Origin of the sequence: Photorhabdus sp. P32 (genome assembly GCF_038085095.1) — a bacterium.
In the GTDB taxonomy this organism is placed as follows: Bacteria; Pseudomonadota; Gammaproteobacteria; order Enterobacterales; family Enterobacteriaceae; genus Photorhabdus; species Photorhabdus luminescens.
Map to the genome: position 1 here is coordinate 79543 of NZ_JAZGJN010000293.1, position 24300 is coordinate 103842.

At 43.1% G+C, this 24300-nt stretch carries 21 protein-coding genes and 2 pseudogenes; 11 read left to right on the plus strand and 12 right to left on the minus strand.

Features of this window, described 5'->3' with window-relative positions; translation table 11 throughout:
* Positions 1 to 2 precede the first annotated feature (2 nt).
* On the minus strand, positions 3 to 500 hold the full coding sequence (gene yihI, locus V2H77_RS22525) for a Der GTPase-activating protein YihI (protein WP_341500557.1): 498 nt from the start codon (positions 498 to 500) through the stop codon (positions 3 to 5).
* A 192-nt stretch (positions 501 to 692) separates the two neighbouring features.
* On the opposite strand from yihI, the gene V2H77_RS22530 reads away from it, so the two are divergent.
* Entirely contained in the window at positions 693 to 2156 is a 1464-nt protein-coding gene (locus tag V2H77_RS22530; protein WP_341500558.1) for an ArnT family glycosyltransferase, read from the plus strand.
* 110 nt (positions 2157 to 2266) lie between these two features.
* Here the strand turns inward: V2H77_RS22530 and V2H77_RS22535 are convergent.
* Positions 2267 to 2469 (minus strand): annotated as a pseudogene (locus tag V2H77_RS22535) (amino acid ABC transporter substrate-binding protein); the annotation flags it as partial.
* Between the two features lie 245 nt (positions 2470 to 2714).
* Here V2H77_RS22535 and V2H77_RS22540 point away from each other — a divergent pair.
* The 9 genes and pseudogenes from V2H77_RS22540 (at position 2715) to V2H77_RS22580 (ending at position 13023) form a co-directional block, all read left to right on the plus strand.
* Positions 2715 to 4394 carry a ShlB/FhaC/HecB family hemolysin secretion/activation protein gene (locus V2H77_RS22540; protein WP_341500559.1) on the plus strand — a complete coding sequence of 560 codons (1680 nt, stop codon included), beginning with the start codon at positions 2715 to 2717 and terminating at the stop codon, positions 4392 to 4394.
* A gap of 26 nt (positions 4395 to 4420) precedes the next feature.
* Positions 4421 to 9616, plus strand: a complete 5196-nt coding sequence (locus V2H77_RS22545) for a DUF637 domain-containing protein (protein ID WP_341500560.1) — start codon at positions 4421 to 4423, stop codon at positions 9614 to 9616.
* Positions 9609 to 9989 (plus strand): DUF6853 family protein, encoded by a 381-nt coding sequence (locus V2H77_RS22550; protein WP_341500561.1) that lies wholly within the window; start codon positions 9609 to 9611, stop codon positions 9987 to 9989. Before V2H77_RS22545 ends, V2H77_RS22550 begins: the two co-directional genes overlap by 8 nt.
* A gap of 231 nt (positions 9990 to 10220) precedes the next feature.
* Positions 10221 to 10487 (plus strand): hypothetical protein, encoded by a 267-nt coding sequence (locus tag V2H77_RS22555; RefSeq protein WP_341500562.1) that lies wholly within the window; start codon positions 10221 to 10223, stop codon positions 10485 to 10487.
* Between the two features lies 1 nt (position 10488).
* The gene (locus V2H77_RS22560; protein ID WP_036783400.1) at positions 10489 to 10833 is read left to right on the plus strand and encodes a hypothetical protein; all 345 of its coding nucleotides are present in this window, start codon (positions 10489 to 10491) and stop codon (positions 10831 to 10833) included.
* 246 nt (positions 10834 to 11079) lie between these two features.
* The gene (locus tag V2H77_RS22565; RefSeq protein ID WP_341500563.1) at positions 11080 to 11367 is read left to right on the plus strand and encodes a hypothetical protein; all 288 of its coding nucleotides are present in this window, start codon (positions 11080 to 11082) and stop codon (positions 11365 to 11367) included.
* Positions 11357 to 11869, plus strand: a complete 513-nt coding sequence (locus V2H77_RS22570) for a macro domain-containing protein (protein ID WP_341500564.1) — start codon at positions 11357 to 11359, stop codon at positions 11867 to 11869. Before V2H77_RS22565 ends, V2H77_RS22570 begins: the two co-directional genes overlap by 11 nt.
* 560 nt (positions 11870 to 12429) lie before the next feature.
* A pseudogene (locus tag V2H77_RS22575) lies at positions 12430 to 12709 on the plus strand (type II toxin-antitoxin system RelE/ParE family toxin).
* On the plus strand, positions 12709 to 13023 hold the full coding sequence (locus V2H77_RS22580) for a HigA family addiction module antitoxin (protein ID WP_132346442.1): 315 nt from the start codon (positions 12709 to 12711) through the stop codon (positions 13021 to 13023). Before V2H77_RS22575 ends, V2H77_RS22580 begins: the two are co-directional and overlap by 1 nt.
* Positions 13024 to 13295: 272 nt before the next feature.
* Here V2H77_RS22580 and V2H77_RS22585 read toward each other — a convergent pair whose 3' ends face one another.
* The 10 genes from V2H77_RS22585 to ompR form a co-directional block, all read right to left on the minus strand.
* Complete coding sequence (locus V2H77_RS22585; protein WP_088374712.1) at positions 13296 to 14039, minus strand: amino acid ABC transporter permease; 744 nt, start codon at positions 14037 to 14039, stop codon at positions 13296 to 13298.
* A 1-nt stretch (position 14040) separates the two neighbouring features.
* Positions 14041 to 14778: an amino acid ABC transporter permease gene (locus tag V2H77_RS22590; protein WP_341500565.1), complete on the minus strand. Its 738-nt coding sequence runs from the start codon at positions 14776 to 14778 to the stop codon at positions 14041 to 14043.
* Positions 14779 to 14857: 79 nt separating this feature from the next.
* A complete protein-coding gene (locus V2H77_RS22595; protein ID WP_341500566.1) occupies positions 14858 to 15694 on the minus strand; it encodes an ABC transporter substrate-binding protein in 837 nt (278 codons plus the stop codon).
* A 293-nt stretch (positions 15695 to 15987) separates the two neighbouring features.
* Positions 15988 to 16707 carry a phosphate signaling complex protein PhoU gene (phoU, locus tag V2H77_RS22600; RefSeq protein ID WP_088374715.1) on the minus strand — a complete coding sequence of 240 codons (720 nt, stop codon included), beginning with the start codon at positions 16705 to 16707 and terminating at the stop codon, positions 15988 to 15990.
* A 14-nt stretch (positions 16708 to 16721) separates the two neighbouring features.
* A complete protein-coding gene (pstB, locus tag V2H77_RS22605; protein WP_265377727.1) occupies positions 16722 to 17498 on the minus strand; it encodes a phosphate ABC transporter ATP-binding protein PstB in 777 nt (258 codons plus the stop codon).
* 26 nt (positions 17499 to 17524) lie between these two features.
* Positions 17525 to 18409, minus strand: coding sequence for a phosphate ABC transporter permease PstA (gene pstA, locus V2H77_RS22610; protein ID WP_341500567.1), 885 nt, complete (start codon positions 18407 to 18409; stop codon positions 17525 to 17527).
* Position 18410: 1 nt separating this feature from the next.
* Positions 18411 to 19367: a phosphate ABC transporter permease PstC gene (pstC, locus tag V2H77_RS22615; protein ID WP_341500607.1), complete on the minus strand. Its 957-nt coding sequence runs from the start codon at positions 19365 to 19367 to the stop codon at positions 18411 to 18413.
* Positions 19368 to 19468: 101 nt separating this feature from the next.
* Positions 19469 to 20509, minus strand: coding sequence for a phosphate ABC transporter substrate-binding protein PstS (gene pstS / locus V2H77_RS22620; protein ID WP_341500568.1), 1041 nt, complete (start codon positions 20507 to 20509; stop codon positions 19469 to 19471).
* Between the two features lie 215 nt (positions 20510 to 20724).
* Positions 20725 to 22056, minus strand: a complete 1332-nt coding sequence (gene envZ, locus V2H77_RS22625; RefSeq protein ID WP_341500569.1) for a two-component system sensor histidine kinase EnvZ — start codon at positions 22054 to 22056, stop codon at positions 20725 to 20727.
* Complete coding sequence (gene ompR, locus V2H77_RS22630; RefSeq protein ID WP_341500570.1) at positions 22053 to 22772, minus strand: osmolarity response regulator transcription factor OmpR; 720 nt, start codon at positions 22770 to 22772, stop codon at positions 22053 to 22055. Before ompR ends, envZ begins: the two co-directional genes overlap by 4 nt.
* 922 nt (positions 22773 to 23694) lie before the next feature.
* On the opposite strand from ompR, the gene greB reads away from it, so the two are divergent.
* On the plus strand, positions 23695 to 24180 hold the full coding sequence (gene greB, locus V2H77_RS22635) for a transcription elongation factor GreB (protein WP_265513017.1): 486 nt from the start codon (positions 23695 to 23697) through the stop codon (positions 24178 to 24180).
* The last annotated feature ends 120 nt before the right edge of the window (positions 24181 to 24300 follow it).

Sequence of the window (24300 nt, forward strand, 5' to 3'; positions counted from 1 at the left end):
AATTATTTACCTTTCAGCAGTTGCATAATGTCATCCTGCTTCTCTTCTTCATCCAGTTTAATCCCTAACGTTTCCATCAGAGCGTCAATCCTATCCAACGTGCTATCAATATAGTCATGCTCTTCTTTAGACAGACTTTCGCCATTTTCCAGACGCTCTAGCAATGCATCCAGACGATCATCGTTTTCCAACATCGCCAATTCTTCCTGTGGCGACAAACGTGGTTTTGTCTCAACTTTATTAGCAACGACAGGTTTTATCGGTTGTTCTCCGACGATCAGCGGAACAGGCACTTTACTGCCAAGACGTGGATCACGTTGCTGCTTGCCTGACTGATGTTTATCGCCGCCTTGCTCCTGATAGCGGTTACCGGGCGGATTGCCGCTATGCTTTCTCTCACGCTTACGTGCACGCCCTTCTGCATTCAATTCTTCGCGGCTTTTTCTTTTCTGTTTACCAGCAGATGCTCTGGCTGGCGCTTTTTTCTTTAACGAGTTCATAGCCTGTTACTCAGTTTGGTTTATCAGGGTATTGCTGCGCCGGAATCTAGCAGAAACCGCACGTATAGAAAAGCGCCGCGAATAATTCTTTACCTTTTAATAAATATAGCCAAAATCTCTTATCATTCATGCATGGTTTAATCATCAACGAATATGCTATTACTCTTAGCTCTCAATAAATGATCAATCGATATGCCTATTTTTGATACTTCTTGCTATAAATCCGTTTACTTGTGGGTAGTTGGTTATGCTTTGTTATGGGTGATAGTGAGTTATTCATTTGACCCAACCGTGCCTTATGATGCCGTCGAAGCATTGAACTGGGGAAAAAACGGCGAATGGGGTTCACCTAAAAATCCGTGGTTAGTTGGTGCAATGATGCTGCCTGCTATCCATATAAGCGGTATTTCATTGAGTTTTTACTGGTATTTCATTCACTTTATTGCTGTCGCGATTGGCATGCTCGGTGTATGGCATCTGGCCTTCCGGCTGACAGGAAAAAAAGAGCTGGCGTGGCTCGCCATGCTGACATTGAACCTATCTGGTATTATTAACTTCGATATCATCCCATATAATGATAATTATCTGCTAATTATGCTATGGCCGTGGATTATGCTGTTCTTTCTGCGAGCAGTGTATGACAATCCGCACTGGTGGCTGGCATTCGCTCTCAGTTCCGGGCTGGCAACAATGGGAAAATATTCCACACTGGCATTGGTTGGTTCGGTTTTTCTGTTGACCCTGTTTGTGCCTAAAGTTCGCCAGTGTTACCGCCAACCCACGCTCTATATCGCCTTGGTTATCTGGTTTATGCTGGTGCTGCCTAACTTCTGGTGGCTGTGGAACAATGATTTTGCCGCCTTCAAATGGGTAGATTCACAAATAGATAGCGGATTTAATCTACATACCACCCGCTCGTTATTATCGGTATTTTATCCACTGATTATCGTTGGCATTATTATCTATCAGCTTGGCGGCCGTATTAGCTGGCCGAAGGAACAACCGAACCGTCTGGTAAACATTGTTATTCTATTGCCATTACTGATTATCTACTGCTGGTTCTCATTCAATAAAGGCGGAAGAATGACAGAATGGCTGCACCCCTTTATGTCTGTTTCATCAGCGCTGTTGGTTGGTTCTATTACCCGTTTTCCACAGAAATCATTACGCAATACCCTGAGAGGGCTGATTGTCGTCGCAGTATTGATTTTGATGGGATACATACTGATTATGGCAGCCAATATTCGCGGCGCGGGCCATAAGTTCGAAGGCATCAAAGACTTTTCCTGGCAACTGGAACAACGCTGGCATCAACTCTATCCAACTCCGCTCCATTATGTCGGAGGTGAATATTTGCATCAGTGGCTGACTGTCTACGCCCCAAGTCAGCCAGAGACAATCCAGCCTTGGACGCTAGAAGAACAAGCGCCCAATATCTACAATCGCCATGTTAAAGCAAGCGATATTGTACGTAACGGCGCCATTCTGGTAGGCGAAAAAGGTAAAACCTGTGAACAGGAAGATTTTCACAGTGTTTTGCAATACTGGCCAACCCTGAAAATAGAGAGCACTGATGAGTTTCTTTTCCAGCCTGAACCTGAAACTAAGCCAATATTGGTCTGTATAGGTTTTGTGCCGCCGGAGAAATATCAGTAGCTTTCTCTGCAAGTTGAAAGCCTGATTTAATAGGCTTTCAACATTTCATACCCCGTTAATGCGTATCGACAAATACCATCTTTTCTTCCAAAGGGTACTTCCGCCGCAGCCACTGCCTGATATTCACAGGTGATGCTATATAAGCAGAGCTCTCAAATTCAGCTTTTTGGGCTTCCGGTACATTAGCCAATAGACCGACTAACTTAGCATCATCCTGTGTGATGGCTTGCACATTGCCATTACGTAACGCAGCAAAGGCCAGAAGTATGTTGTCATAAGAGATCACTTTGGCTGTCGGATAATGCCCGCTCAGATACTGTACGATTGCTAGGTTGAGGACGCAATACTATTACACGAAAACTGAAAGAGCTAGAGTTGAAGTAAGGAGATGATATCCCCATCCCTATCACCATTTTTCGGGATTTAATATATCAGATTCCCCATTAACAGGATTAAACAACCGATCTCGATCACATTTCATACTATTCATTCAGACAAGAAAATAATCCCACATTAGAATAGTTTAATAATGTTATTATTTAACTATCAAGATTATTTATGGGAAGCCATTTTGTTTATTACCGAAGCCTGACAGGGCTGATCCTGCTAGCAATCTCCGAGCTGGTCCATGCTTCAACACCGATCAGCCCTGCGGCTCAAGAAACGATCACGCAACAACAAAAAGCACTACTGCAACAAGCCCAACAGCAACGGGAAGCGCTGCGCAACAACATCACCTTATCTCCATCACCCGATGTAGCGCCGAGTACAGAAAAGTCTGTTTGCCACACCATTCGCCGGATTGAATTTGACGGTGCAAAAAGCCTGCCTCAATCAGTCAAACAAGACTTAACGCGCCCTTATTTATCCCACTGCTTATCTTTGCAGGACATTAATGCATTGGTACGAAAAACCACTAATGCCTATATTGAACGGGGTTATGTCACTTCCCATGCCGGGCTAAGAGCACAGGATTTATCCTCCGGTGTTCTCATTATTACGGTCAATGAAGGCAAAGTTGCATCAGTCAGTCTGGACGGTGAAACACCTCTCTCGTTGAAAATGGCTTTTCCGAGCATAGTGGGTAAAACGCTTAATCTGCGAGATATCGAACAAGGCATGGAACGCCTGAACCGCCTGCCCTCTCAACAAGTGACCATTGATATTCAGCCGGGCAAACAACTGGGTTATTCCGCGGTTATCCTAAAGCGAACATCGATTCGCTTACCCGTTAGTGCCAGTTTGGGAGCTGATAACAGCGGTCAAAAAAGTACCGGCGCCGGACAAATCAATGCCAACGTGAATCTGGATAATCCATTACACCTTGCTGACCAGTGGTCATTATCCGCTAGCCGTAACAGTGATTTCCGCAATAGCCACCAAAGCCGCAGCCTTTCCGCCAATGTGACAGTTCCCTACGGTTACTGGTTATTCAGTTATCAATATGCATGGAATGACTCCTTTCAGAATATCTCGACGGGTTTACAAACCTATCGCTACACAGGCGACAGCCAGACTCACCGGCTGACAGTAAACCGGACGTTATATCGTGATGGGAAACAGAAGCTGGCATTGGATATGGGGCTGACACGCCGTCGGACCACCAATGTACTGGCAAAAGAAACATTATCCATCAGCAGCCCGACATTGAGCACCATCAACTTTGGCGTTAATTACAGCACCGTGCTGGCGGGTAGCTATATCACGTTTAACCCGACGGTGAGCCACGGTTTACAAGCATTTGGCGCCACCAAAGATGATCCGCGTTTCTCAGATGCGCCACGTAGCCAATTTCGCAAATTCAGTCTGAACGCCAGCTATTTCATGCCGGTCACAAACTCCGTTTATTACCTGTCATCGATTTACGGCCAGACCACGCCGGACAACCTTTACGCCAGTGAACGTCTCTCACTGGGCGGGCAATATTCCGTTCGCGGATTCAAAGAACAATATCTTACCGGCAACCGCGGCGGATATTGGCGCAATGAGTTGAACTGGCGGATATCAGAACTTCCTATCCTAGGCGAACTCGCTTTAACCGGAGCGCTGGATACTGGCTGGTTACAGGAAAAAACCGGACAAATCGAGGGCGGAAACGTCACCGGCGCGGCTCTGGGCTTATCACTGACTCACCCCAGATTCAACCAGACCATCACTATTGGGAAGCCCCTCATTCACCCTGATCACCTAAAACCGGATCACTGGGTCACTTATTGGTCAGTATCACTGACTTTGTAACACTTAAATTAAAAAGGGATAGTACGATGAGTAAATGCAACCACTCTGTGGCGAGAGGCACGAGTTATCTTTTAATTTACCTGACGGCAATCCAGCCGCTACACCCGGCGATTGCCGCGGGAATCACACCGGATAATCACCAGACTCAGGTAAAAAATCAGGGCAATGTCCCAGTTATCAATATTGCTACGCCGAATAACGCGGGAATATCCCACAACACCTATAAAGAGTTCAATGTCGCCGCTCAGGGCGCCGTACTGAATAACGCCACTCAAACGGCTAAATCACAACTGGCAGGACAACTTAACGCTAACCCTAATCTGCATGGCAAAGCGGCGGAATTAATTATTAATGAAGTGACCGGCAGCGGACGATCCAATCTGCAAGGCCAATTGGAAATTTTTGGTAATAAAGCCAATGTGATGATTGCCAACCCTAATGGCATTACTTGTGATGGCTGTGGTTTTATTAATACTTCGAGTGCAACGCTGACCACGGGTAAACCCCAATTTGATAAACAGGGCGCGTTGGAAGCATTGGAAGTTAAAAAAGGCCAAATTACCATTGGCGGCAAAGGGTTAAATGGCAAGGCGACGGATTATGTCGATATTATCAGCCGGGCGACGGAATTAAATGGAAAAATTCAGGCGAATAACCTGTCTCTGACACAAGGCGCTAACCGAATTAGTTTAAAAGACGGCACAGTTAAACCTGTTGCTGGAGAAGGAACTAAACCTCAATTAGCCGTTGACACCAAAGCGTTAGGCGGCATGTACGCCAATAAAATCCGACTGGTTGCCACTGAAGATGGCGTTGGCGTGAATTTAAAAGAGTTAACCAGTAACCAGCGTGATATTACTTTAAACGCCAATGGCAAAATTGAACTGGGAAATATCACAGCTAAAACGGACCTGAATATTGTTGGTAAAGAAACCCATATTGCGCAAAATATTAAAGTACAAGCGGGACGGGATATTACTCTGGAAAATACCACTCTGGATAATAAAGGCAGTGTAACCGCAAATCGGGATATGCGGATATTTGGCGACACGGTAAAAAATACAGGCAACAAAGCCTTGCTACAAGCCAATGATAATATGTGGATACAGAAAGATGCTCAGGGGAATAAAGGTAAGTTAGTCGAGAATAAATCTGCGACGATAAAAACCGTGAAGGGGGATTTGGTTGTCAGGACCCAAAAACTTAATAATACACGTGATGTTTTTGTTGTTAAAAACAAAGAGTTAACACCCGATTCAACAGATAAAAACATGATTGTTCATGAAACGGAAACATGTGATTTTGGAAACCCGGTTATTCATGAGGCTGAATTAACAACTCCACTTCCTAAGAAATGGTTTGGGCGTGTTGATTTTGGTAGAGATAATATTACAGACGGGGGAATTCATGTAAATCACGCCAGAACTGAAACCAGAATTTCTGACAGTAAGCAACCTGGAGTTATCACATCTGGAAAGAATATTTATATCAACAGTGATGAACTTTTGAATTTTGTCAGTAAGATCAGTGCCGGTAAAGATATTTTCTTAGCAGGAATTAATTTTATTAATGAAAGCAGAATAACGGGAGTGCTCAATAATTATATTGTATATACTCAGAAAGAAACTGAAGGTAATGTATCTTCCGGTGGTGAAGTATATATCAGGACATACTTTGACAGATCAGGAAACGTTAAAACATGGGAGGATGAAAGAAATATTATTGAACCCGCAAGTGTTGTTGCTGCCGGTAATCTTGTCGCCGATTTTAAAGATAACATTAATATTCGCACACCGCTACCCTATGACATAAACAAAATGTCCCAAATAACTGTTGCAGGCGGTTATAATACGTTATCAGCTAAAAATATTGTATTAAACTCAGGGAAAGTTAGCAACAATAATATTATTAAAGCGAATAATGACATCACCATTTTGGCAACTGACTCTGTTACATTAAACACAGGGGAAGTTATTTCTGGTGGTAATTTATCTATGATCGCCGCTGATAATATTGATGTATTGCAGAGTAAGATCAAGGGGAAAAATATTACTGTTACTAGCCGTAATGCTGATTTAAAATTGCAAAGCAATGAGATTGCTGGATATTTCAACCACGATGGTAACCGAATAATCAGCAGCATTGAGGCAACCGGTGATTTATTGCTAAATGCAGGTAAGAATATTATTCTGCGGGATGTATTTTTAACTAAAAGTGATAATATTACTTTGACGGCAAATAATGATATTACGATTGATAATAACAATGTTGTGCTATTATCACATAAACGCATTGGCAGTATTCTATCTTACATTAAAGAGCAAGAACTTTTTAATAACATGTTATCTAAAGTAGGTAAGCTGGATGCAAAAAGTTCTATTATGATTAACGCCGGTGGAAATTTATCTGCGAAGAGTATTCGTTTCTCCGCAGGAAAAGACATCAACTTAACTTCGGCAAAAAGTATTGATCTGATTCCCCGTGAATTATCACCTTCACTGAGTGAATTATTCCCTTCATCACGTTCAGGAGAATTAAGCAGCCGATTAACCGCAGGAAATAATATCAGTGTTATCAGCGGTACAGATATCAACGGAAAGGCGGTGCAGATACAGGCAAGCGGTAACGCATTATTGTCCTCTGGAAGGAATATCACACTCCTGCCCCTGCTTTACTCTGCGATTGCTTACAATGATGATGACAGACCTGAGCATTATGATGAATATAAGGATGACAGAAATCATGGCGCACAAATCCGTGGCGCTAAAAAGCTGACAATGGCTGCAAATGGAGCCATTACCACAGTGGGTTCAACGCTACTTTCTGATGGTGATATCACGATTACCTCTGGTGGCGATATCCGTTTCGAGTCGGCTCGGAATCACTTCTACAAAGATCTCGCTGATTATTTCAAAGATAAAAGCATCACAGAAACCTATACTCAACAAAGTACGGAATTAACCAGCGGTGGCGTGCTGACCGTCCTTTCAAACGGCAGTATTCTTTTTCAGGCCACCAAACTGACGGCCAAAGGGGCAATGGATATCGCGGCGAAAGGCGGTTATCTGTACGCTCAGGCGATGGAAGAATCCAGTCATTATGAGAACACAGAGACAAAGCGTAAATGGTATGGCAAAAAGAAAACCACTAAACGCACCCGTCATGATGTCACGAACAAAGTCACTGAATTTACCGCTGGCGGTGATATCAATCTGTTAAGCCGGGATGACAGCACCTATGAAGCCAGTAAAATCGCCGCCAATAAAAATGCCAAACTGACCAGCACTCACGGTAAAGTCAACTTCAAAGCGGTCAAAAACAGCACCTTTGAACAGACTATTACCCATTCCAAAGGCTTTTACATCAAGCAGACCGATAAAGGTTATACCGAAAACAAATGGGTGCTTCCTGCCATTCATATCGGCGGAAAATTCACCGTAGAGGCGGCCAAAGGAGTTAGCGCGGATATCAAAGCCCAACATGGTCGAGCGCTACAAAATGCAGTATCAGTATTCGGCAATACGCCGGAAACAGCCTGGCTGAAAGAACTTCATGAACGTAAAGACGTTCAATGGAATTTAGTCAAAGATGCCTATGACAGTTGGGATTATAAAAGTCAGCATCTAAATCCGGTGGTCTCTGCGGTCATCGCGATTGCAGTCGCCGCTGCTACAGCCGGTGCCGGATTAACCGTTTCCGTTGCCGGATCAGCCGCCAGTACCGCGGGTTCAGCCGCAACGGCAGCGGGCGCTACTGCCAGCACTGCCGCCGCCATGAGTTCAGTCGCTTACGGCGCGACCGCTTCCGGCATGGCCGCCCTCGCTTCTCAGGCAGCGGTAGCGTTGGTGGATAATCAAGGTGACTTATCCAAAACCTTAAAAGTGATGGGAAGCAGCGATACGGTTAAATCAACCATAACGTCAATGGCGATGGGTGGCGCACTCGCGGGTTTTGATAACGTCATGGGATGGGATAAAGCCGCCAATGGTACGCAAATTGACCCGGCAAAAGCGACATTACCTAAACTGAGCAATGGTGACTGGAGCAAAGTGGCTCAACGGATCGCAGGTCAATCCATTATCAGTTCCAGCCTGGGTACAGCCATCAATGGCGGGAGTTTTAAGGACAATTTTACCACCGCATTACTGGCTAATATTGGCAGCCAGATTAACGCCGAGGGTGCCGGGTTGATTGGCAAGAATGGTCAGGTGTTAGGTTTACCCGGAAAAGCCATCAGCCATGCGGCGGTTTCTGCCCTTGCGGCGGAAATTGGCGGCGGTGATGCCAAAGGGGCGGCTGCCGGGGCATTAGCGGCAGAACTGGCTGCGATAACATTGGATAAAACATTCAATGATCCAATGAAAATTCAGGCGGGCGGCAAAATCATCGGCAGCGTTGCAGGGGCCATTGCGACCAACAGCGCCAAAGGCGCTAACAGTGGGGCCAATGCCGGAGAAATTGTTATTCTCTTTAACCACCTGAACTCCATGAATGCCTACAATCTGGCGAGAGAGCTCCAGGAAGCTAATAAGCAAGGAACGCCTACCGAAACAATCTGGAACAAATACAACAAACTGAGCGCTGCGCAACGGGCAGAAATGTTGTCTACCTGTGCCGGGAACGGTGGGTTATGTACATTGACCTATCAGGCTGAAATGGACGGTGGGATAAAAACAGCAGATGCGATTAGTGGCTTAAGATGGATGTTTAACTTATCGGCTGAGGATGCCCATCGTATCAGCCAGTTTGTGACGACAGAAAATCAGAACGATTTAGGGCTGTTGTATAACTCGCTGCCTGCCTGGGAAAAAGGTGCGCTAATAGCCAAAGAAGCGGTAGAATCTGCCGGTATTGGCGGTGCTATCGGCGGTAAAGCTTCCGTTGCTTCGATTGTTGGGAAGAATAAACAACCTTATCAACCGAATCAGGGTGCTGTTGGTAATATGGGAGAGTTTTTTAAACAGCCAGGATTTGGGGGCCAGATTAAAAACGGCACACTTAAAACCAGCAAACGATATCAAGGACAGAGTATTTATCAAGCTCAGGGTAAACTGGGTGATATAATCAAGAAAGGCGATCAAATGTATCTGGACGGTGCGCATAAAAATCATCTTGAACTTTTTGATAGTAAAAATAATTTTAAAGCAGCCCTTAATTTAGATGGTTCAGTAAATGTGGATAAGACCAAAGCTGGTCAAGGGAGGAAACTTAAAATTGACTGAAATAAACAAGTTAAATGACATCAAAACGATTTTAGTCGAGCTAGCAGCAGCTTGCAATATCTCAAAAAATGAGCTTGATAATGTTGGTAGCCTTGATTATTCGTTAAATCTGGATGATGAACTGCAAGATGAGCTCAAAAAATTGATATCCATGTTTGCAGTATCAAAAAAAGCCCTTGACCAAAATGATATGGTTGCAGTTCAGACAGCATTAGTAATGGCTAGGATATATGCAATGAATTTACGTAATTTTTTTGATGGAATCTTTGAAGATATAGAAATGATAGGTTGGACAGATCGATATAATTGGCCGAAAATTCCTGAAAATTATAAGATCCCAGACCACTATAATTACCCTGAAAATAAGAAATAATAACCACCCCAGCTAAAAGGCTGGGGTTCAACTTATTAACAACGTACTGATTTTTAGTCGGTATTTTGCTCCTATAAAAATTTGCCAGCATGTTAAAGCCACCCAAATTTTTCCTCCAGAAAGGAGCTCTCTTGAGTAGCTGATGGCGCTATCAGCAATAAAGCTTCGGTTGCTTCGATTGTTAGGAAGAATAAACAACCTTATCAACCGAATCAGGGTGCTGTTGGTAATATGAATGAATTCCTAAAACAATCCGGTTTTGGGAGCCAGATTAAAGGAAATACTCAAAAAACTAGTAAAATGTATGATGGGCAAAGTATTCATTCTGCAAAAAGTGACATTGATAAATATATCAAAAAAGGCGACCAGATTTACTTAGATGGTGATCATAAGAATCATCTTGAAGTTTTTGATAAAAGAGGAAATTTTAGAGTTGTGCTAACTTGGATGGTTCAATTAATGACGCTAAAACGAAAGCTGCGGAAGGGAGAAAATTAAAATGATGAAAACGCTAAACAAACTTAGCTATTGTATTAATTTACTCTCACTTAGGAAAAATATCCAAGCTGAGTTAAATCTGAATTTTAATATTACCGAAAAATACAAGGAATATATTTATGATTTTAAACAGGCAGTGATGTTACTTAATAGAACTATTGAAGAAAATGATCAAATAGCTATTCAATGTGCGCTGACAAGAGTTCGGATTACATCATTGAATCTGTCTAATCTATATGCAGACATTATCGACGATGTTGTATCAATAAACAGTCAGGACTTGTGGCCTGAAATTCCAGAAGATTACAAAATACCTGATCATTATAACTATCCTCAAAACAAATAACTTATACCCCCAGCCACGGCTGGGGCTTATTTATCGGCCAATTACTACTTACTTATCAGAGAAAATTATTTAAAAAGAGGAGTGGGACAAAAACAGCGGATGCTATTAGTGGCTTAAGATGGATGGTTTAAAATGATTGGTCCTAATGCAAGTAAATCACAACAATTTTTATTGGATAAACAAAGCGGTCAACAACTACCTGAAATTAAGAATATTACCATTGTTGATATAAAATGAGGATATTAAATGAATATACATGACTTTGATAAAAATATAAAACCTCTTTTAAGAAATTATTCTTTTGAATATTCATCTTTTGCTGATGGTGAATTTGGTAATCTTGAGCGAATTGAATTTGAGGGCTGTGGAAAACTAGGGACTATTGATATATGGTCTAAGGGTTGGCTAAGTATAGACATATATGATTGTATTTTAGATAGGCAGGTAATGAATGTCATATATTCACCCGAACAAAAACAATCTTGCAAAACTGGAGTAGAGGTGTTTTTAAGGATATTACTAAGTGAAAAATAAAGTGGAAATTATATTAGGTGATATAACAAAAGTTGCTGTTGATGCTATCGTTAATGCAGCTAATACATCTTTACTTGGTGGTGGTGGAGTTGATGGAGCAATACATAGAATAGGTGGAAAAATTATTTTAGAAGAATGTCAAAAAATTAGAGCTAAACAGGGTGGCTGCAAAGTTGGTGAAGCAGTGATTACAAGTGCGGGTAATTTGCCCGCTAAATACGTGATCCATACTGTAGGTCCACGTTGGAATGGCGGTAGTAATAATGAATTTTCATTATTAGAAAAATCTTATTTAAGTTGTTTTGAATTATCTAAGATCTACAATGTCAAAAGACTTTCTTTTCCCAATATTAGTACCGGAACCTATAAATTCCCTAAAGAGCTGGCTGCTAAAATTGCTTTAGATACAATTGCTTCATATTTAAATAAGTCTCTTCACATTTCTAAAGTCAATATTATCTGTTATGAGAAAGATAATTATGATATATATATATGGATTTGATGAACAATAAGTCTTACAAAAACAAATTTTAAATTTTTTGTCGTTCCTTTTCTAGAAAGAGAACGACTACTTACCCAGAAGAAATTTATTTTAACATTAACCAAAAAAATCACTTAACTAGCACTGTCTCCTTCCTAGCGGCCAAGTTAGATACTGGTCCCATGATGGCTATAGTGATGAGATGTGGTCAGATATCACTGATTGGCTCCAACAAGTATGGATAAATGGCAATTAATAAATACTCTGCCAAGAGTTATTATCCAATCGACTATTAGGTAAAACTCATATCTCCATAGTTTATTCATTTGCCTGTTCGTAATAAAAATAATAAAAACGATTTTATTAATGCTGAAATATCTGTGGGGCATTTATGCTCTCCTTCATGAAATTCGTTGAGAGGATAATATGGTATCTGTAAATAATGAATGAAAAATGTAATCAATGTCTGCAAAGTTTCTTTAAGTTTTGGGAGAACGCTTACTGGTTATTTATTATGGGCACTGCATGACGTGTAACATCAGTGTATAGTGTTACGTATGGTGTAATAAAAACGGGAACAAATGATTAAGTCATTTAAACACAAAGAGCTAAAACAGCTTTTTGAAATAAGGAGTTATTTCAGGCATCCCGGCGCAGGACGCCGTCAGAATCAATGATCGCTTACAAGCCATCGACGCGGCTAGCATGATAGATGATTTAAATATTCATGCCTACAAGTTACACCTCCTAAAAGGAGATCGGGTTGGTATATGGTCAATCACTGTTAGAGCTAACTGGCGCATCACGTTCGAATTTAAAAATGGTGATGCTTACATTTTAAACCTAGAGGATTATCACTAATGAGACAGGCTATTGTTTCTCATCCAGGCGTTATGGTATCCAACATACTGGAGGATTTGGGGGTTGGCGTTCGACAATTTGCTAAAAACATCGGTGTAACTCCAGCAACAGTTTCCCGCTTTCTTTCTGGTAAAACAGCGTTAACCCCGGCGCTCGCCATCCGTCTATCTGCTGCGCTGGGGAGTAATCCGGCGTTTTGGATGCGCCTACAGACGAACTACGACTTGCGCCAACTGGAAGATGAGATCGATACGTCCGGGATCGTTTTATATGGCGATCGGAACGAAACACCGCAGGCCACTTCAAAGCATTAATCAATAGTAAAATCCAATAAATGTGGAGGGCTATCTCCGAAATGATGTGTGATTTTGGTCCCAAATAAAAAGCAGTGACCAACTGGCAATTCAATGAATTACGGTTCTACAGAAGACAGAGAATATAAGTATAGCAAGTAAGAATAAAGACCAGCATTATTGTCATATCCTTTCCTTATTCTCATAAAGTTGCTGATTTAAATTAACATTAATAATCTCCCTATCGTTAAAATAGGGAGATTATGCCTTAGATAATTAAGTAAAGAGAAAAACTAATATTGGGGCGCCAACACTAATTTTTCTTTCCGCCAGAAACGGAAAAGAGATATTTTTCTACGTTGCAGAGTGAAGCGGCGAACAAGATAATTTGCTGTCAATTCCAACGCCAAACACATCACGAAATAAATTAATGCGACAAATAAAAAGACTTCTGTCGGGTAAACCATGCTGCGGTTATTAACCTGAGTCGCCAGAAATGACAGTTCCGCCACGCCAACGATATAAGCCAGAGAGGTGTCTTTTATCAGCGCAATCCACTGATTAATAAAGGAAGGCACCATCATACGCAACGCTTGCGGCAAAACAATGTACCAAAGTACCTGCCAACGGTTAAAACCTAACGATAATCCTGCTTGCCACTGACCGGCGCCAATCGCAATAATCCCCGCTTTCACTCCATGAGCCAAGTAAGCCGATGTGATCAACGCCAGAGCGCAAACCACCGTAGTAATTTCTGGAATTTCCATACCAAGCATTACTGGCAACAGGAAGTAAGTCCAGAAAATCAGCATAATGACGGGAATTGCCCGAAAAAAGCCCAATACTGCGGCTAACAGGTTAACCCAGAAGCCTTTTAACATTGCCAAAGCAATACCTGCGACCGTACCTAATACAATAGAAATCGCCCCGGCTATCAGGCTAATCATCAACGTCAACGCCGCCCCTTCAAGAGGACCATCAGGAAATGTACCTAACAGTAGATAGCGCCAGTTTTCTGCAATGACTGAAAAATCCATTTTAATGTCCTCTCGTTATAGCTTGTTGTTGACGCCATTGCCCCCAACCTTCCATGACGGCAATGGTGGCGATATACAGCACCGTTGCAACACCGAATGCTTCAAACGTTTTCAATGTTTCGGTTTCTACTTGACGGGAAGCATATGACAACTCAGCCACGCCAATTGCCATTGTCAGTGACGAGTTTTTCACAATATTCATATATTGTCCTAGCAATGGCGGCGTTGCGATCTTCAACGCTTGTGGCAATACCACATAACGCATTGCCAGCCAGCCAGTAAGCCCCAGTGCATGAGCGGCATATTTTTGCCCGCGCCCTACACCCTGGATACCAGCGCGTAGCTCTTCCGCCACAAATGGTGCTGAATAGAGGGTTAAACCAATAAACCCAGCTAAAAATTCGAATGAAGGCCAAGCCAGTGGCAGACCTAACAGATTGATTTCATGAGGCGTGTTCAGCCAAAGCATCACCTCTTGCGGTAGTATTTGCCCTGAGGCGAAATACCAGAAAAACAGTTGCACCAGCAAAGGCGTATTGCGAAATAGCGTGGTGTAAGCGGTTACCGTCCAACGGAGAATTTTCAATTGGCTGTCACGGGCAGCAGCCAGTACAAACCCTAGCAAGGTGGAAGCTACAACGGTACAAGCGGATATCCACAGCGTAATCAGGAAACCTTGCCAAAGCCACCCCAAATATTGGGAAGCAAGCAACTGTTCTGTAACAAATAACTCAAACATATCTTACGATTACCAGGTATTACCAATGACAAAGCCCCGCAACAACAGGCGAGGCTAATTACCAAGGATTTATCACTTATTAGGACTCTGTTTGCTGCTCCAAAGGCGCAAACTTAAAGTCACCTCGCGGTTGGGCAGACTTGGTTTCCGGGCCAAACCAACGGTTATAAATTTCCGCTGCTTCACCCTCTTTTTCCAGTTTCAGCAAAGTTTGGTTTACCGCCTCAACCAAGCGCTCTTGTCCTTTCGCCGCAGCCACTGCCTGATATTCACGGGTGATGCTAAAAGGAGAGATCTCAAACTCAGCTTTTTGGGCTTCCGGTACATTCGCCAACAGACCGACTAACTTGGCATCATCCTGCGTGATGGCTTGCACATTACCGTTACGTAGCGCAGCAAAAGCCAGAGGTGTGTCGTCATAAGAGATCACTTTGGCTGTCGGATAATGCTCGCGCAGTGTAATTTCCTGTACTGTTCCTTTATCAGCACCGATACGTAAGTTTTTAATGTCTTCGGGCGATTTTAAAACACCTTTACGGGCAATAAATTTTTGCCCAGTAGCAAAGTAAGGGATTGAAAAATTAACCTGTTTAGCGCGCTCATTAGTGACGGTAAAGTTGGCGGCAATCAAGTCAACTTTCTTTGATGCCAACAGAGGTAAACGGTTCGCCGGGTTAGTCGGACGCAGCTCTAATTTAACACCCAGGTCATTTGCAATCGCGTTAGCGATATCTACATCATAACCCGCCAGTTTTTTGGTTTGCGGATCAATAAAACCAAACGGTGGATTACTGTCGAAAACAGCAATCCGCACTGCGCCGGCTTTTTTAATATCATCCAGCTTATCCGCCTTCGCAGTACCCGTAACCAGTGTTAACCCAGCCAATAACGCCGTAATAAAAACGCGAGATTTCATTAAACTCTCCTGACAATAATTAATTCTTTATTAATCACAAGCTATCAATTTCACTATAGTGCATGAAATAATATAAATAACTATGTTTATAACTATCGGCAATTATACCCGTTATCTTTCAAGTTGCCTCTTTGTTGGCTGCACTCACTCACCCCGGTCACATAGTTCGCTATGCTCCCGGGGATTCGTTCCCTTGCCGTCGCGATGCATCTTGAAATCCATAGGGTATATAAGGCAAAAAAAATGCCGGTAAAAATACCAGCATTCAGATTATTGACCAAATAGTCAGTGAGCTACTCGTTATCTTTCGTCAACAATTTTTCTAATTCATCACCACCTACATGCCGGAAATCCTGCCCTTTAACATAGTAGAAAATGAATTCACAGATGTTTTGACAACGATCGCCAATGCGTTCAATAGAACGGGCGCAAAGCAGGACGGTCAGGACACTTGGGATGGTTCGAGGATCTTCCATCATATAAGTCATAAGCTGGCGGACAACACCTTCATATTCTTTATCCACCTTTTTATCTTCGTGATAGATACGAATCGCTTCTTCCAGATCCATGCGGGCAAAAGCATCTAAAACATCATGCAGCATCTGGATGGTATGACGGCCAAGGGATTCCAGACTAACCAACAGGGGTTGATGCTGATGTGAGAATTTCTCAAGTGCCGTCTGGCAAATTTTATTTGCCACATCACCAATTCTTTCCAGTTCAGCAATGGTTTTTGAAATCGACATAATCAGCCGCAGATCACTGGCCGTTGGCTGGCGCTTAGCAATAATGCGAACACACGCTTCATCAATAGCCACTTCCATCATATTGACCTTATGGTCATCCTCAATCACTTCACGCGCCAATGCGGCATCCTGATTATGCATTGCGGTAATCGCTTTGGTGAGTTGCTCCTCCACCAGCCCGCCCATCGCCATCAGTTCAGTCCGGATATAGGCCAGTTCAGCGTTAAACTGACCAGAAATATGTTTATTGAGATTCAGATTGTCCATGTTACGCCCCGTAATCAACCATAACGACCAGTAATATAGTCTTCCGTTTGTTTCATTTTTGGTGTGGTAAACAATGTGTCTGTATCACTGAATTCAATTAATTCACCAAGGTACATAAACGCAGTGTGGTCTGAACAACGCGCGGCCTGTTGCATATTATGAGTCACAATCACCACGGTATATTCCGATTTCAATTCGCTGATCAACTCTTCAATACGGCCGGTAGAAATCGGGTCAAGAGCTGAGCAAGGTTCATCCAACAGTAAAACTTCTGGACGGATCGCAATGCCACGCGCAATGCACAAACGTTGCTGTTGCCCGCCAGATAGGCTGTATCCGCTCTGATGCAGTTTATCCCGGGTTTCAGTCCACAATGCCGCTTTCGTCAAAGCCCACTGAACACGTTCATCCATTTCCGCTCTGGAGAGTTTTTCAAACAGACGAACACCAAACGCGATATTGTCGTAAATAGACATCGGAAATGGCGTCGGTTTCTGGAATACCATGCCCACTTTGGCCCGCAACAGCGCTACATCTTGTTTATCCATCAGGATATTATTGCCATCCAGCAAAATTTCGCCTTCTGCCCGCTGTTCGCCATACAGTTCATACATTTTGTTGAAAGTCCGTAACAACGTAGATTTACCGCAACCCGACGGACCGATAAAAGCGGTGACTTTATTCTTTGCAATATTCAACGTTATGTTTTTCAGCGCGTGAAATTTGCCATAGTAAAAGTTCAGATTGTGGACCTGAATTTTGCTGCTAGCGATATCATTAACTCTGCTCATTTACTTCTCTCTGTTGAAAATATCAGTCAGTGCTTTTTCTTGGCAAACAGCACACGCGCCACAATGTTAATCAGCAATACACATAGGGTTATCAATAATACGCCGGCCCACGCCAGTTGCTGCCATTCAGAGAATGGACTCATGGCAAATTTAAAGATGGTGACCGGTAAGTTAGCAATTGGCTGGCTCAGATCGGTACTCCAGAACTGATTGGAAAGCGAGGTGAACAGCAACGGCGCCGTCTCTCCGGCAATGCGAGCAATGGCCAGCAGTACACCGGTGATAATGCCGGACACCGATGCTTTCAGCGTAATGGCTGAGATCATCTTCCACTTCGGAGTGCCTAAAGCATAAGCGGCTTCGCGCAGGCTATCAGGAACCAGTTTCAACATGTTTTCCGTGGTTCTGATCACAATCGGCACCTGTAACAACGCCAAAGCAATCACTCCCGCCCAACCAGAAAAGTGCTGCATTTTCGTTACAACGACAGTGTAAACAAATAAACCAACGACAATAGAAGGGGCTGACAGCAAAATATCGTTTATAAAGCGGATCACCTCTGCCAACCATGAACGGCGACCATATTCCGCCAAATAGATACCCGCCATGATCCCCAGCGGCGTCCCGATAACTGTCGCCCACAAGATCAGTAATCCACTGCCCACAATGGCATTTGCCAAACCGCCGCCTTCCGTATTCGGCGGCGGCGTCATTTCGGTGAACAGCGCCAATGACATGCCGTCAAAACCTTTGGTGACGGTGGAGAACAGAATCCACACCAGCCAGAACAAACCAAATAGCATGGTTGTCATTGATAACAGCAGGGCGAAACGATTTTCTTGACGGCGCCATGCCTGTTTACGGTTACGTGCATCGGTATCAATAGGCTTTTGTCTGTCTATGGTTGCCATCTCAGCGCCCCTCATTCTTCGCCAGACGCATAATCATCAATTTTGATAGCGCCAGCACAATGAAGGTGATCACAAATAGAATCAGGCCAAGTTCCATCAATGATGCGGTATGCAAGCCAGATTCTGCTTCCGCGAATTCGTTCGCCAGCGCAGAAGTGATGCTGTTGCCGGGCATAAACAGTGAAAAACTGTCGAGCTGGTAGGTGTTGCCGATGATAAAAGTCACCGCCATCGTTTCCCCCAACGCACGACCAAGGCCCAACATGACACCGCCAATCACCCCATTTCGGGTGTAAGGCAACACGATGTGCCAGATAACTTCCCAGGTAGTACAGCCGATACCATAAGCGGATTCTTTCATCATCACCGGCGTTTGTTCGAAAACGTCACGCATAACCGAGGCGATATAAGGAATAATCATGATAGCGAGAATGACACCCGCTGCCAGAATACCGATACCAAAGGCAGGGCCGGAGAACAATTCGCCCACAATCGGCATACTGGCGAGGAGATTGCCGACAGGCTGCTGGAAATAGGCGGCAAATAACGGCGCAAAAACAAACAATCCCCACATGCCATACACAATACTTGGGATGGCAGCCAATAACTCAATGGCGATACCGAGCGGACGTTTCAGCCAGTTAGGCGCGAGTTCCGTTAGGAACAGGGCAATCCCAAAACTGACAGGCACTGCGATAATCAACGCAATCAGCGAAGTCACCAACGTACCGTAAATCGGTATCAAGGCGCCAAATTGCTCTGCCGGAGCATCCCACTCTTTCTGCCAAAGAAAAGAGATGCCGAACTGCTGAATACTTGGCCAGGAGGCAATAATCAGCGAAATAATGATGCCTCCTAACAAAAATAAAGTTATCAGCGCAGCTAGTCTAACCAGTGCGCCGAAAATAATATCGCCATTTTTACTGGGTGCTTTCATTGCCGTTTTCTGTTCGGCCATAGAGCTTATTCTCATTCGGGGTTAACTCCCCCCTTAAATGGAGGGAGAAATTAAAACGACAAATTTAATCGATATTTTAAAACAATCACTATCAACACGACTTAATACAGGGCCTTACCATTGCTATCTTTCACCTGGGTTTTCCAAGCTGCACGAACTTGCTCAATCACCTCTTTGGGCAAAGTTGCATAATCCAGATCGTTTGCCTGTTTACTCCCTTTCTCATAAGCCCAGTCAAAGAATTTCAATACTTCTGCCCCTTTCACGGCATCTTTTTGCTGTTTATGAACCAGAACAAATGTGGTGGAGGTCATCGGCCACGCATTTGCGCCTTGTTGGTTCGTCAAATCCTGAGCAAATGTTTTATGCCATTCCGCTCTCTTCGCTGCGGCGCTGAAACTCTCTCCTGTCGGGCTAACCACGTTGCCGTTAGCAGATACCAGTTTGGTATAAGCCAGATGATTCTGTTTCGCGTAAGCATATTCAACATAACCAATGGAACCCGTCAGACGCTGAACAAATGCGGCAACCCCATCATTACCTTTACCGCCTAAACCAATAGGCCAGTTTACAGTGGAACTTGCGCCAACTTTTTCTTGCCACTCTTTACTCACTTTAGAGAGGTAGCTAGTAAACACAAAGGAGGTACCGGAACCGTCAGCACGACGTATCACAGCAATATCTTGATCCGGCAGTTTGACTCCTGGATTCAATTGAGTAATCGCTGGATCATTCCACTTTTTCACTTTACCTAAATAAATATCGCCTAAAGTTTTACCATCCAGTGTCAATTCACCGGCTTTAACCCCCGGGATATTAACCGCCAGAACCACCCCACCGATGACTGTCGGAAACTGAAACAAACCATCAGCAGTTAACTTTTCATCGGATAAAGGGGCATCGGAAGCACCGAAATCAACGGTATTCGCCAGAATTTGTTTTACGCCGCCGGAAGAACCGATGCCTTGATAATTGACTTTATTACCTGTCTCTTTTTGATAAGAATCCGCCCACTTGGCATACACCGGCGCGGGAAATGTCGCACCTGCCCCGGTTAAGCTAGTGGCAGCAAATACAGACAAGGTTGTCAAAGAAAACGTCGCTGCCATTATGCCGGCTACGGTGGTACGCATCAGTTTCATAATCCCTCCTAATGGGATATTGAGAATCAATAAAGAAATGTATTCGTCAAATTCAAAAAAGGTGCAGGAGGGAAAATAGGTTAATTTAATTACAGCAAAATGTCTTAATTATGACATTTTTATGACAGCACAATGGGCGCTTAACCTGAGACTGACATAAAACTGTCATCTCCATACACCATTAAAATCAAATATAGGAGATGATTATCAAGCCGTTAAAAATTATCTTCCACCACAGGAATACAGACACGGATAGATAATCCCCCTCTGGGACTGGTACCCATTTCAATTTTCCCATCATGAGCATCAATAATTCGCTGAACAATCGCCAGACCTAACCCTGTTCCACTGCTGCTACGCGCTCTTTCGCCACGAACGAATGGCTGAAATAACCGCGGCAAATCTTCCTGCTTAATGCCTGCTCCATTATCTTCTACCTGAAACCAGGCAAATTTATTTGTCTGACCACTACTCACTTTAATCCAGCCGTTACCATAACGATTGGCATTAACCAACATATTAGCCAATGCCCGTTTAATCGAAATCGGATTGGCGTTAACGGTTATTGGGTTAAGAGACAGATGGTTTTCAATATCCTGCTCATAGCCATTTTCGGCGGAAATAACCTCTTTGAGAATAGCGTTCAGTTCGCAGAATTCCATTGGCATCTCTTGACCGGTACGGAGATAGTCAATGAATTGCTCAATAATCGCGTTACACTCTTCAATATCTTTATTGATAGATTCAGACAGATAAGCATCTTCCTTGCTCATCATTTCTGTTGCTAATCGGATACGTGTCAGCGGAGTACGCAAATCATGGCTTACGCCAGCAATTAATATCGTGCGGTCACTTTCCAATAACTTTATCCCGGCGGACATTTGGTTAAATGCGCGAATGGCTGCACGAACTTCCAGAGAACCCGCTTCCCGCACCGCCGGCATCATAATACCTTTACCTGTTTGCCTGGCTGCATACTCCATTTCCAGTAAAGGCCGGTTCTGAAAACGGATATAAAGCCAGATACAACCGAATACCAGTAATAGAATTGCCAGTGTATAACGGAAAATAGGAGAAAATTGATTTTGTTCTATCTCAGTCAGAGGAACCCTGACCCAAATATCGGGAGAAAGGTAAGAATTAAGCCAAAGTATAGGATTATCTGTGTTTATCTCCAGACGAAGATCAGCCTTGCCGCCGAGGTATTCGCTCATCTTCTCACTCAAGAAATCATAATGTCTGGCCCAACGTAAACCTTGTATCTCCGCGTCAGATTCAGAATAGAGCGTAATACCCAACTCTTGGTAAATCTCCCGGCGAACTACCGGCGATATGACCAGAAAAGAACCATCCTCTAGCTTTAATTTTTCAGCCATTAGGGTACGAACTTCATACGCTAATACTTTATTGAACTGCTGCAAGCTTGGCATGATAACGAAATTCACAACAACCAAGTAGCTGGTTACCAGACTGATAAACAGCATAGCCATAATCAGGAATAAAGTATGGGTAAATGTGCTGCGAGGGGAGAATCGCAATAATTTCATACACGAATTCCGTCAGGCACAAAGACATAACCCAGACCCCAGATAGTCTGGATATAGCGAGGATGGGCAGGATCTTCTTCAATTACACGGCGCAGACGCGAAACCAAGACATCAATAGATCGCTTCATCGTGCTATATTCCCGGCCACGAGCTAAATTCATCAGCTTATTACGAGACAGCGGCACGCCAGGATAAGAAACCAGTACTTTCAATACAGCAAATTCTCCACTGGTTAATTGAATATGTTCATCTCCCTGAAACATCTCCCGTGTACTCAAATTGAGGCTAAACTTACCAAAATTAATAATCGCATCATCCTCAGCCGGCAGACCCAATAACTTATTCGCCTGACGACGTAATACCGCCCGGATACGCGCCAATAACTCACGAGGATTAAATGGCTTCGGAATATAATCATCAGCGCCAATTTCTAACCCAACAATACGATCGACCTCTTCTCCTCTCGCCGTCACCATAATAATCGGCACCGGATTACTTTGGTTTCTCAGCCTTTGGCAAACAGACAGCCCATCCTCCCCCGGTAACATTAAATCCAATACGATTAAGCTAACAGATTCCCGTGTCAGTAAACGGTCCATCTGCTCCGCATTAGCGGCACTACGTACCTGAAAACCTTGTTCTGTCAGATAACGCTCTAATAACGTTCGTAAACGCATGTCATCATCCACCACAAGGATCTTGTTATCTACTTGCATTATCAAACTCCAAAAAACACTACATGCTTTGATAAATTTATCATTTTGAAAGAGATTAACCCAAAGATAGAAACCAGATATCTGTATTTTGAGACTATTCCTAATAGGACTTATTTCCACTGTTATTAATTCGAATTATTAATTTAGTGGTTTATTACTGACAACGAGAACGCAGTAATTCACTGTCAACTATCGAATTTCTACCGTTATTTCGCTATCCGCCAACCTATCAATTAACGCCCCGACTACCGGCAAATCGATAGAAATCCATTTATTAGCTGGATTAAATTCATCAGGCCGACTAAACGAAAAATGCCTTTGGCTGCATATTATCTTCTGACCTACGCCACGGCTTTCGGTTTTTCCTGACTAACGAGGATCTGGATCGATAATGTTCAGCTCACCGACGTTTGGACAAGAAAATCGCTCAACAATCGAGTTTTCGTCACCTTTCCTTACTATAGTAAACAATTTCGCTTGTTTTTTCTTCACTTAAACCTTAGTAGCCTGTTTCATCACCAGAAAGATTCACAGCATACATACTATTCAGTACACAGAACCATAAATTATATGATGAACATTATAAATATTAGAGCCAAATATCATAATGCGCAGACAGGTAAAGCAATCTTGTTACCGATAATGCTAACTCGAAACCATCTGTTAACCATATTATCTCCCGTTTTAACACCCGTGCTCACCGCAGTGGGAGCATATCGTATTCGCTTGCCACGCAGCCCAATCCATCAACAGTGATAAATTTACTCAACCAATGACGATCTGAATGTAACCAATACGCTAATCTTGCAAAACAGCCGGGATCTACCGATTAATGACTAAAAACCGAGTCTTAATTTGACATCTCCCAAAATGGACTGTTTTATATTTATGAGGTTAACTACAGTATCTACATCAAGCTAAAATGAAAACTAAACTGATAACCCGTGAAGGCTACAACAAATTAAAGGAAGAACTGGATTATCTCTGGCGTGAGGAGCGTCCAGAAGTGACTAAAAAAGTCACTTGGGCAGCAAGTCTCGGTGACCGAAGTGAAAACGCAGATTATCAATATAACAAGAAAAGGCTGCGGGAGATTGATCGGAGAGTTCGATATCTAACCAAGAGCTTAGAAGAATTGCGATGTGTTGATTATTCCCCCCAACAAGATGGGCGAGTATTCTTTGGGGCATGGGTAGAGATCGAAAATGATCAAGGTGAGATCAAACGCTTCCGTATTGTTGGATACGACGAAATTTTTGGTCGCAAAGATTACATATCAATCGACTCTCCAATGGCTCGGGCTTTATTGAAGAAAGAAGTTGGCGACAGTGCAATCGTTCATACACCAACAGGAAAAATGCTGTGGTACGTGAATGAAATCGAATATATAAAATATCTTTCGACATGACGTAGTTAGCTATATATCGAAGAATAACAACCGAATGAATTAATAAGCATAACAAGCAGAAAAAACCGACATTCAGAACTATAATTCGTGTATATATACGTGTAGCATACACGTATACTC

Coding starts and splice junctions, on each gene's coding strand:
- greB (WP_265513017.1), top strand. CDS start 23,695: ATGAAAACTAAACTGATAACCCGTGAAGGCTACAACAAATTAAAGGAA.
- V2H77_RS22595 (WP_341500566.1), bottom strand. CDS start 15,694: ATGAAATCTCGCGTTTTTATTACGGCGTTATTGGCTGGGTTAACACTG.
- yihI (WP_341500557.1), bottom strand. CDS start 500: ATGAACTCGTTAAAGAAAAAAGCGCCAGCCAGAGCATCTGCTGGTAAA.
- envZ (WP_341500569.1), bottom strand. CDS start 22,056: ATGAAATTATTGCGATTCTCCCCTCGCAGCACATTTACCCATACTTTA.
- pstA (WP_341500567.1), bottom strand. CDS start 18,409: ATGGCAACCATAGACAGACAAAAGCCTATTGATACCGATGCACGTAAC.
- V2H77_RS22565 (WP_341500563.1), top strand. CDS start 11,080: ATGAATATACATGACTTTGATAAAAATATAAAACCTCTTTTAAGAAAT.
- V2H77_RS22530 (WP_341500558.1), top strand. CDS start 693: ATGCCTATTTTTGATACTTCTTGCTATAAATCCGTTTACTTGTGGGTA.
- phoU (WP_088374715.1), bottom strand. CDS start 16,707: ATGGACAATCTGAATCTCAATAAACATATTTCTGGTCAGTTTAACGCT.
- V2H77_RS22555 (WP_341500562.1), top strand. CDS start 10,221: ATGAATGAATTCCTAAAACAATCCGGTTTTGGGAGCCAGATTAAAGGA.
- pstC (WP_341500607.1), bottom strand. CDS start 19,367: ATGGCCGAACAGAAAACGGCAATGAAAGCACCCAGTAAAAATGGCGAT.
- V2H77_RS22590 (WP_341500565.1), bottom strand. CDS start 14,778: ATGTTTGAGTTATTTGTTACAGAACAGTTGCTTGCTTCCCAATATTTG.
- pstS (WP_341500568.1), bottom strand. CDS start 20,509: ATGAAACTGATGCGTACCACCGTAGCCGGCATAATGGCAGCGACGTTT.
- V2H77_RS22580 (WP_132346442.1), top strand. CDS start 12,709: ATGAGACAGGCTATTGTTTCTCATCCAGGCGTTATGGTATCCAACATA.
- V2H77_RS22560 (WP_036783400.1), top strand. CDS start 10,489: ATGATGAAAACGCTAAACAAACTTAGCTATTGTATTAATTTACTCTCA.
- ompR (WP_341500570.1), bottom strand. CDS start 22,772: ATGCAAGTAGATAACAAGATCCTTGTGGTGGATGATGACATGCGTTTA.
- pstB (WP_265377727.1), bottom strand. CDS start 17,498: ATGAGCAGAGTTAATGATATCGCTAGCAGCAAAATTCAGGTCCACAAT.
- V2H77_RS22585 (WP_088374712.1), bottom strand. CDS start 14,039: ATGGATTTTTCAGTCATTGCAGAAAACTGGCGCTATCTACTGTTAGGT.
- V2H77_RS22540 (WP_341500559.1), top strand. CDS start 2,715: ATGGGAAGCCATTTTGTTTATTACCGAAGCCTGACAGGGCTGATCCTG.
- V2H77_RS22545 (WP_341500560.1), top strand. CDS start 4,421: ATGAGTAAATGCAACCACTCTGTGGCGAGAGGCACGAGTTATCTTTTA.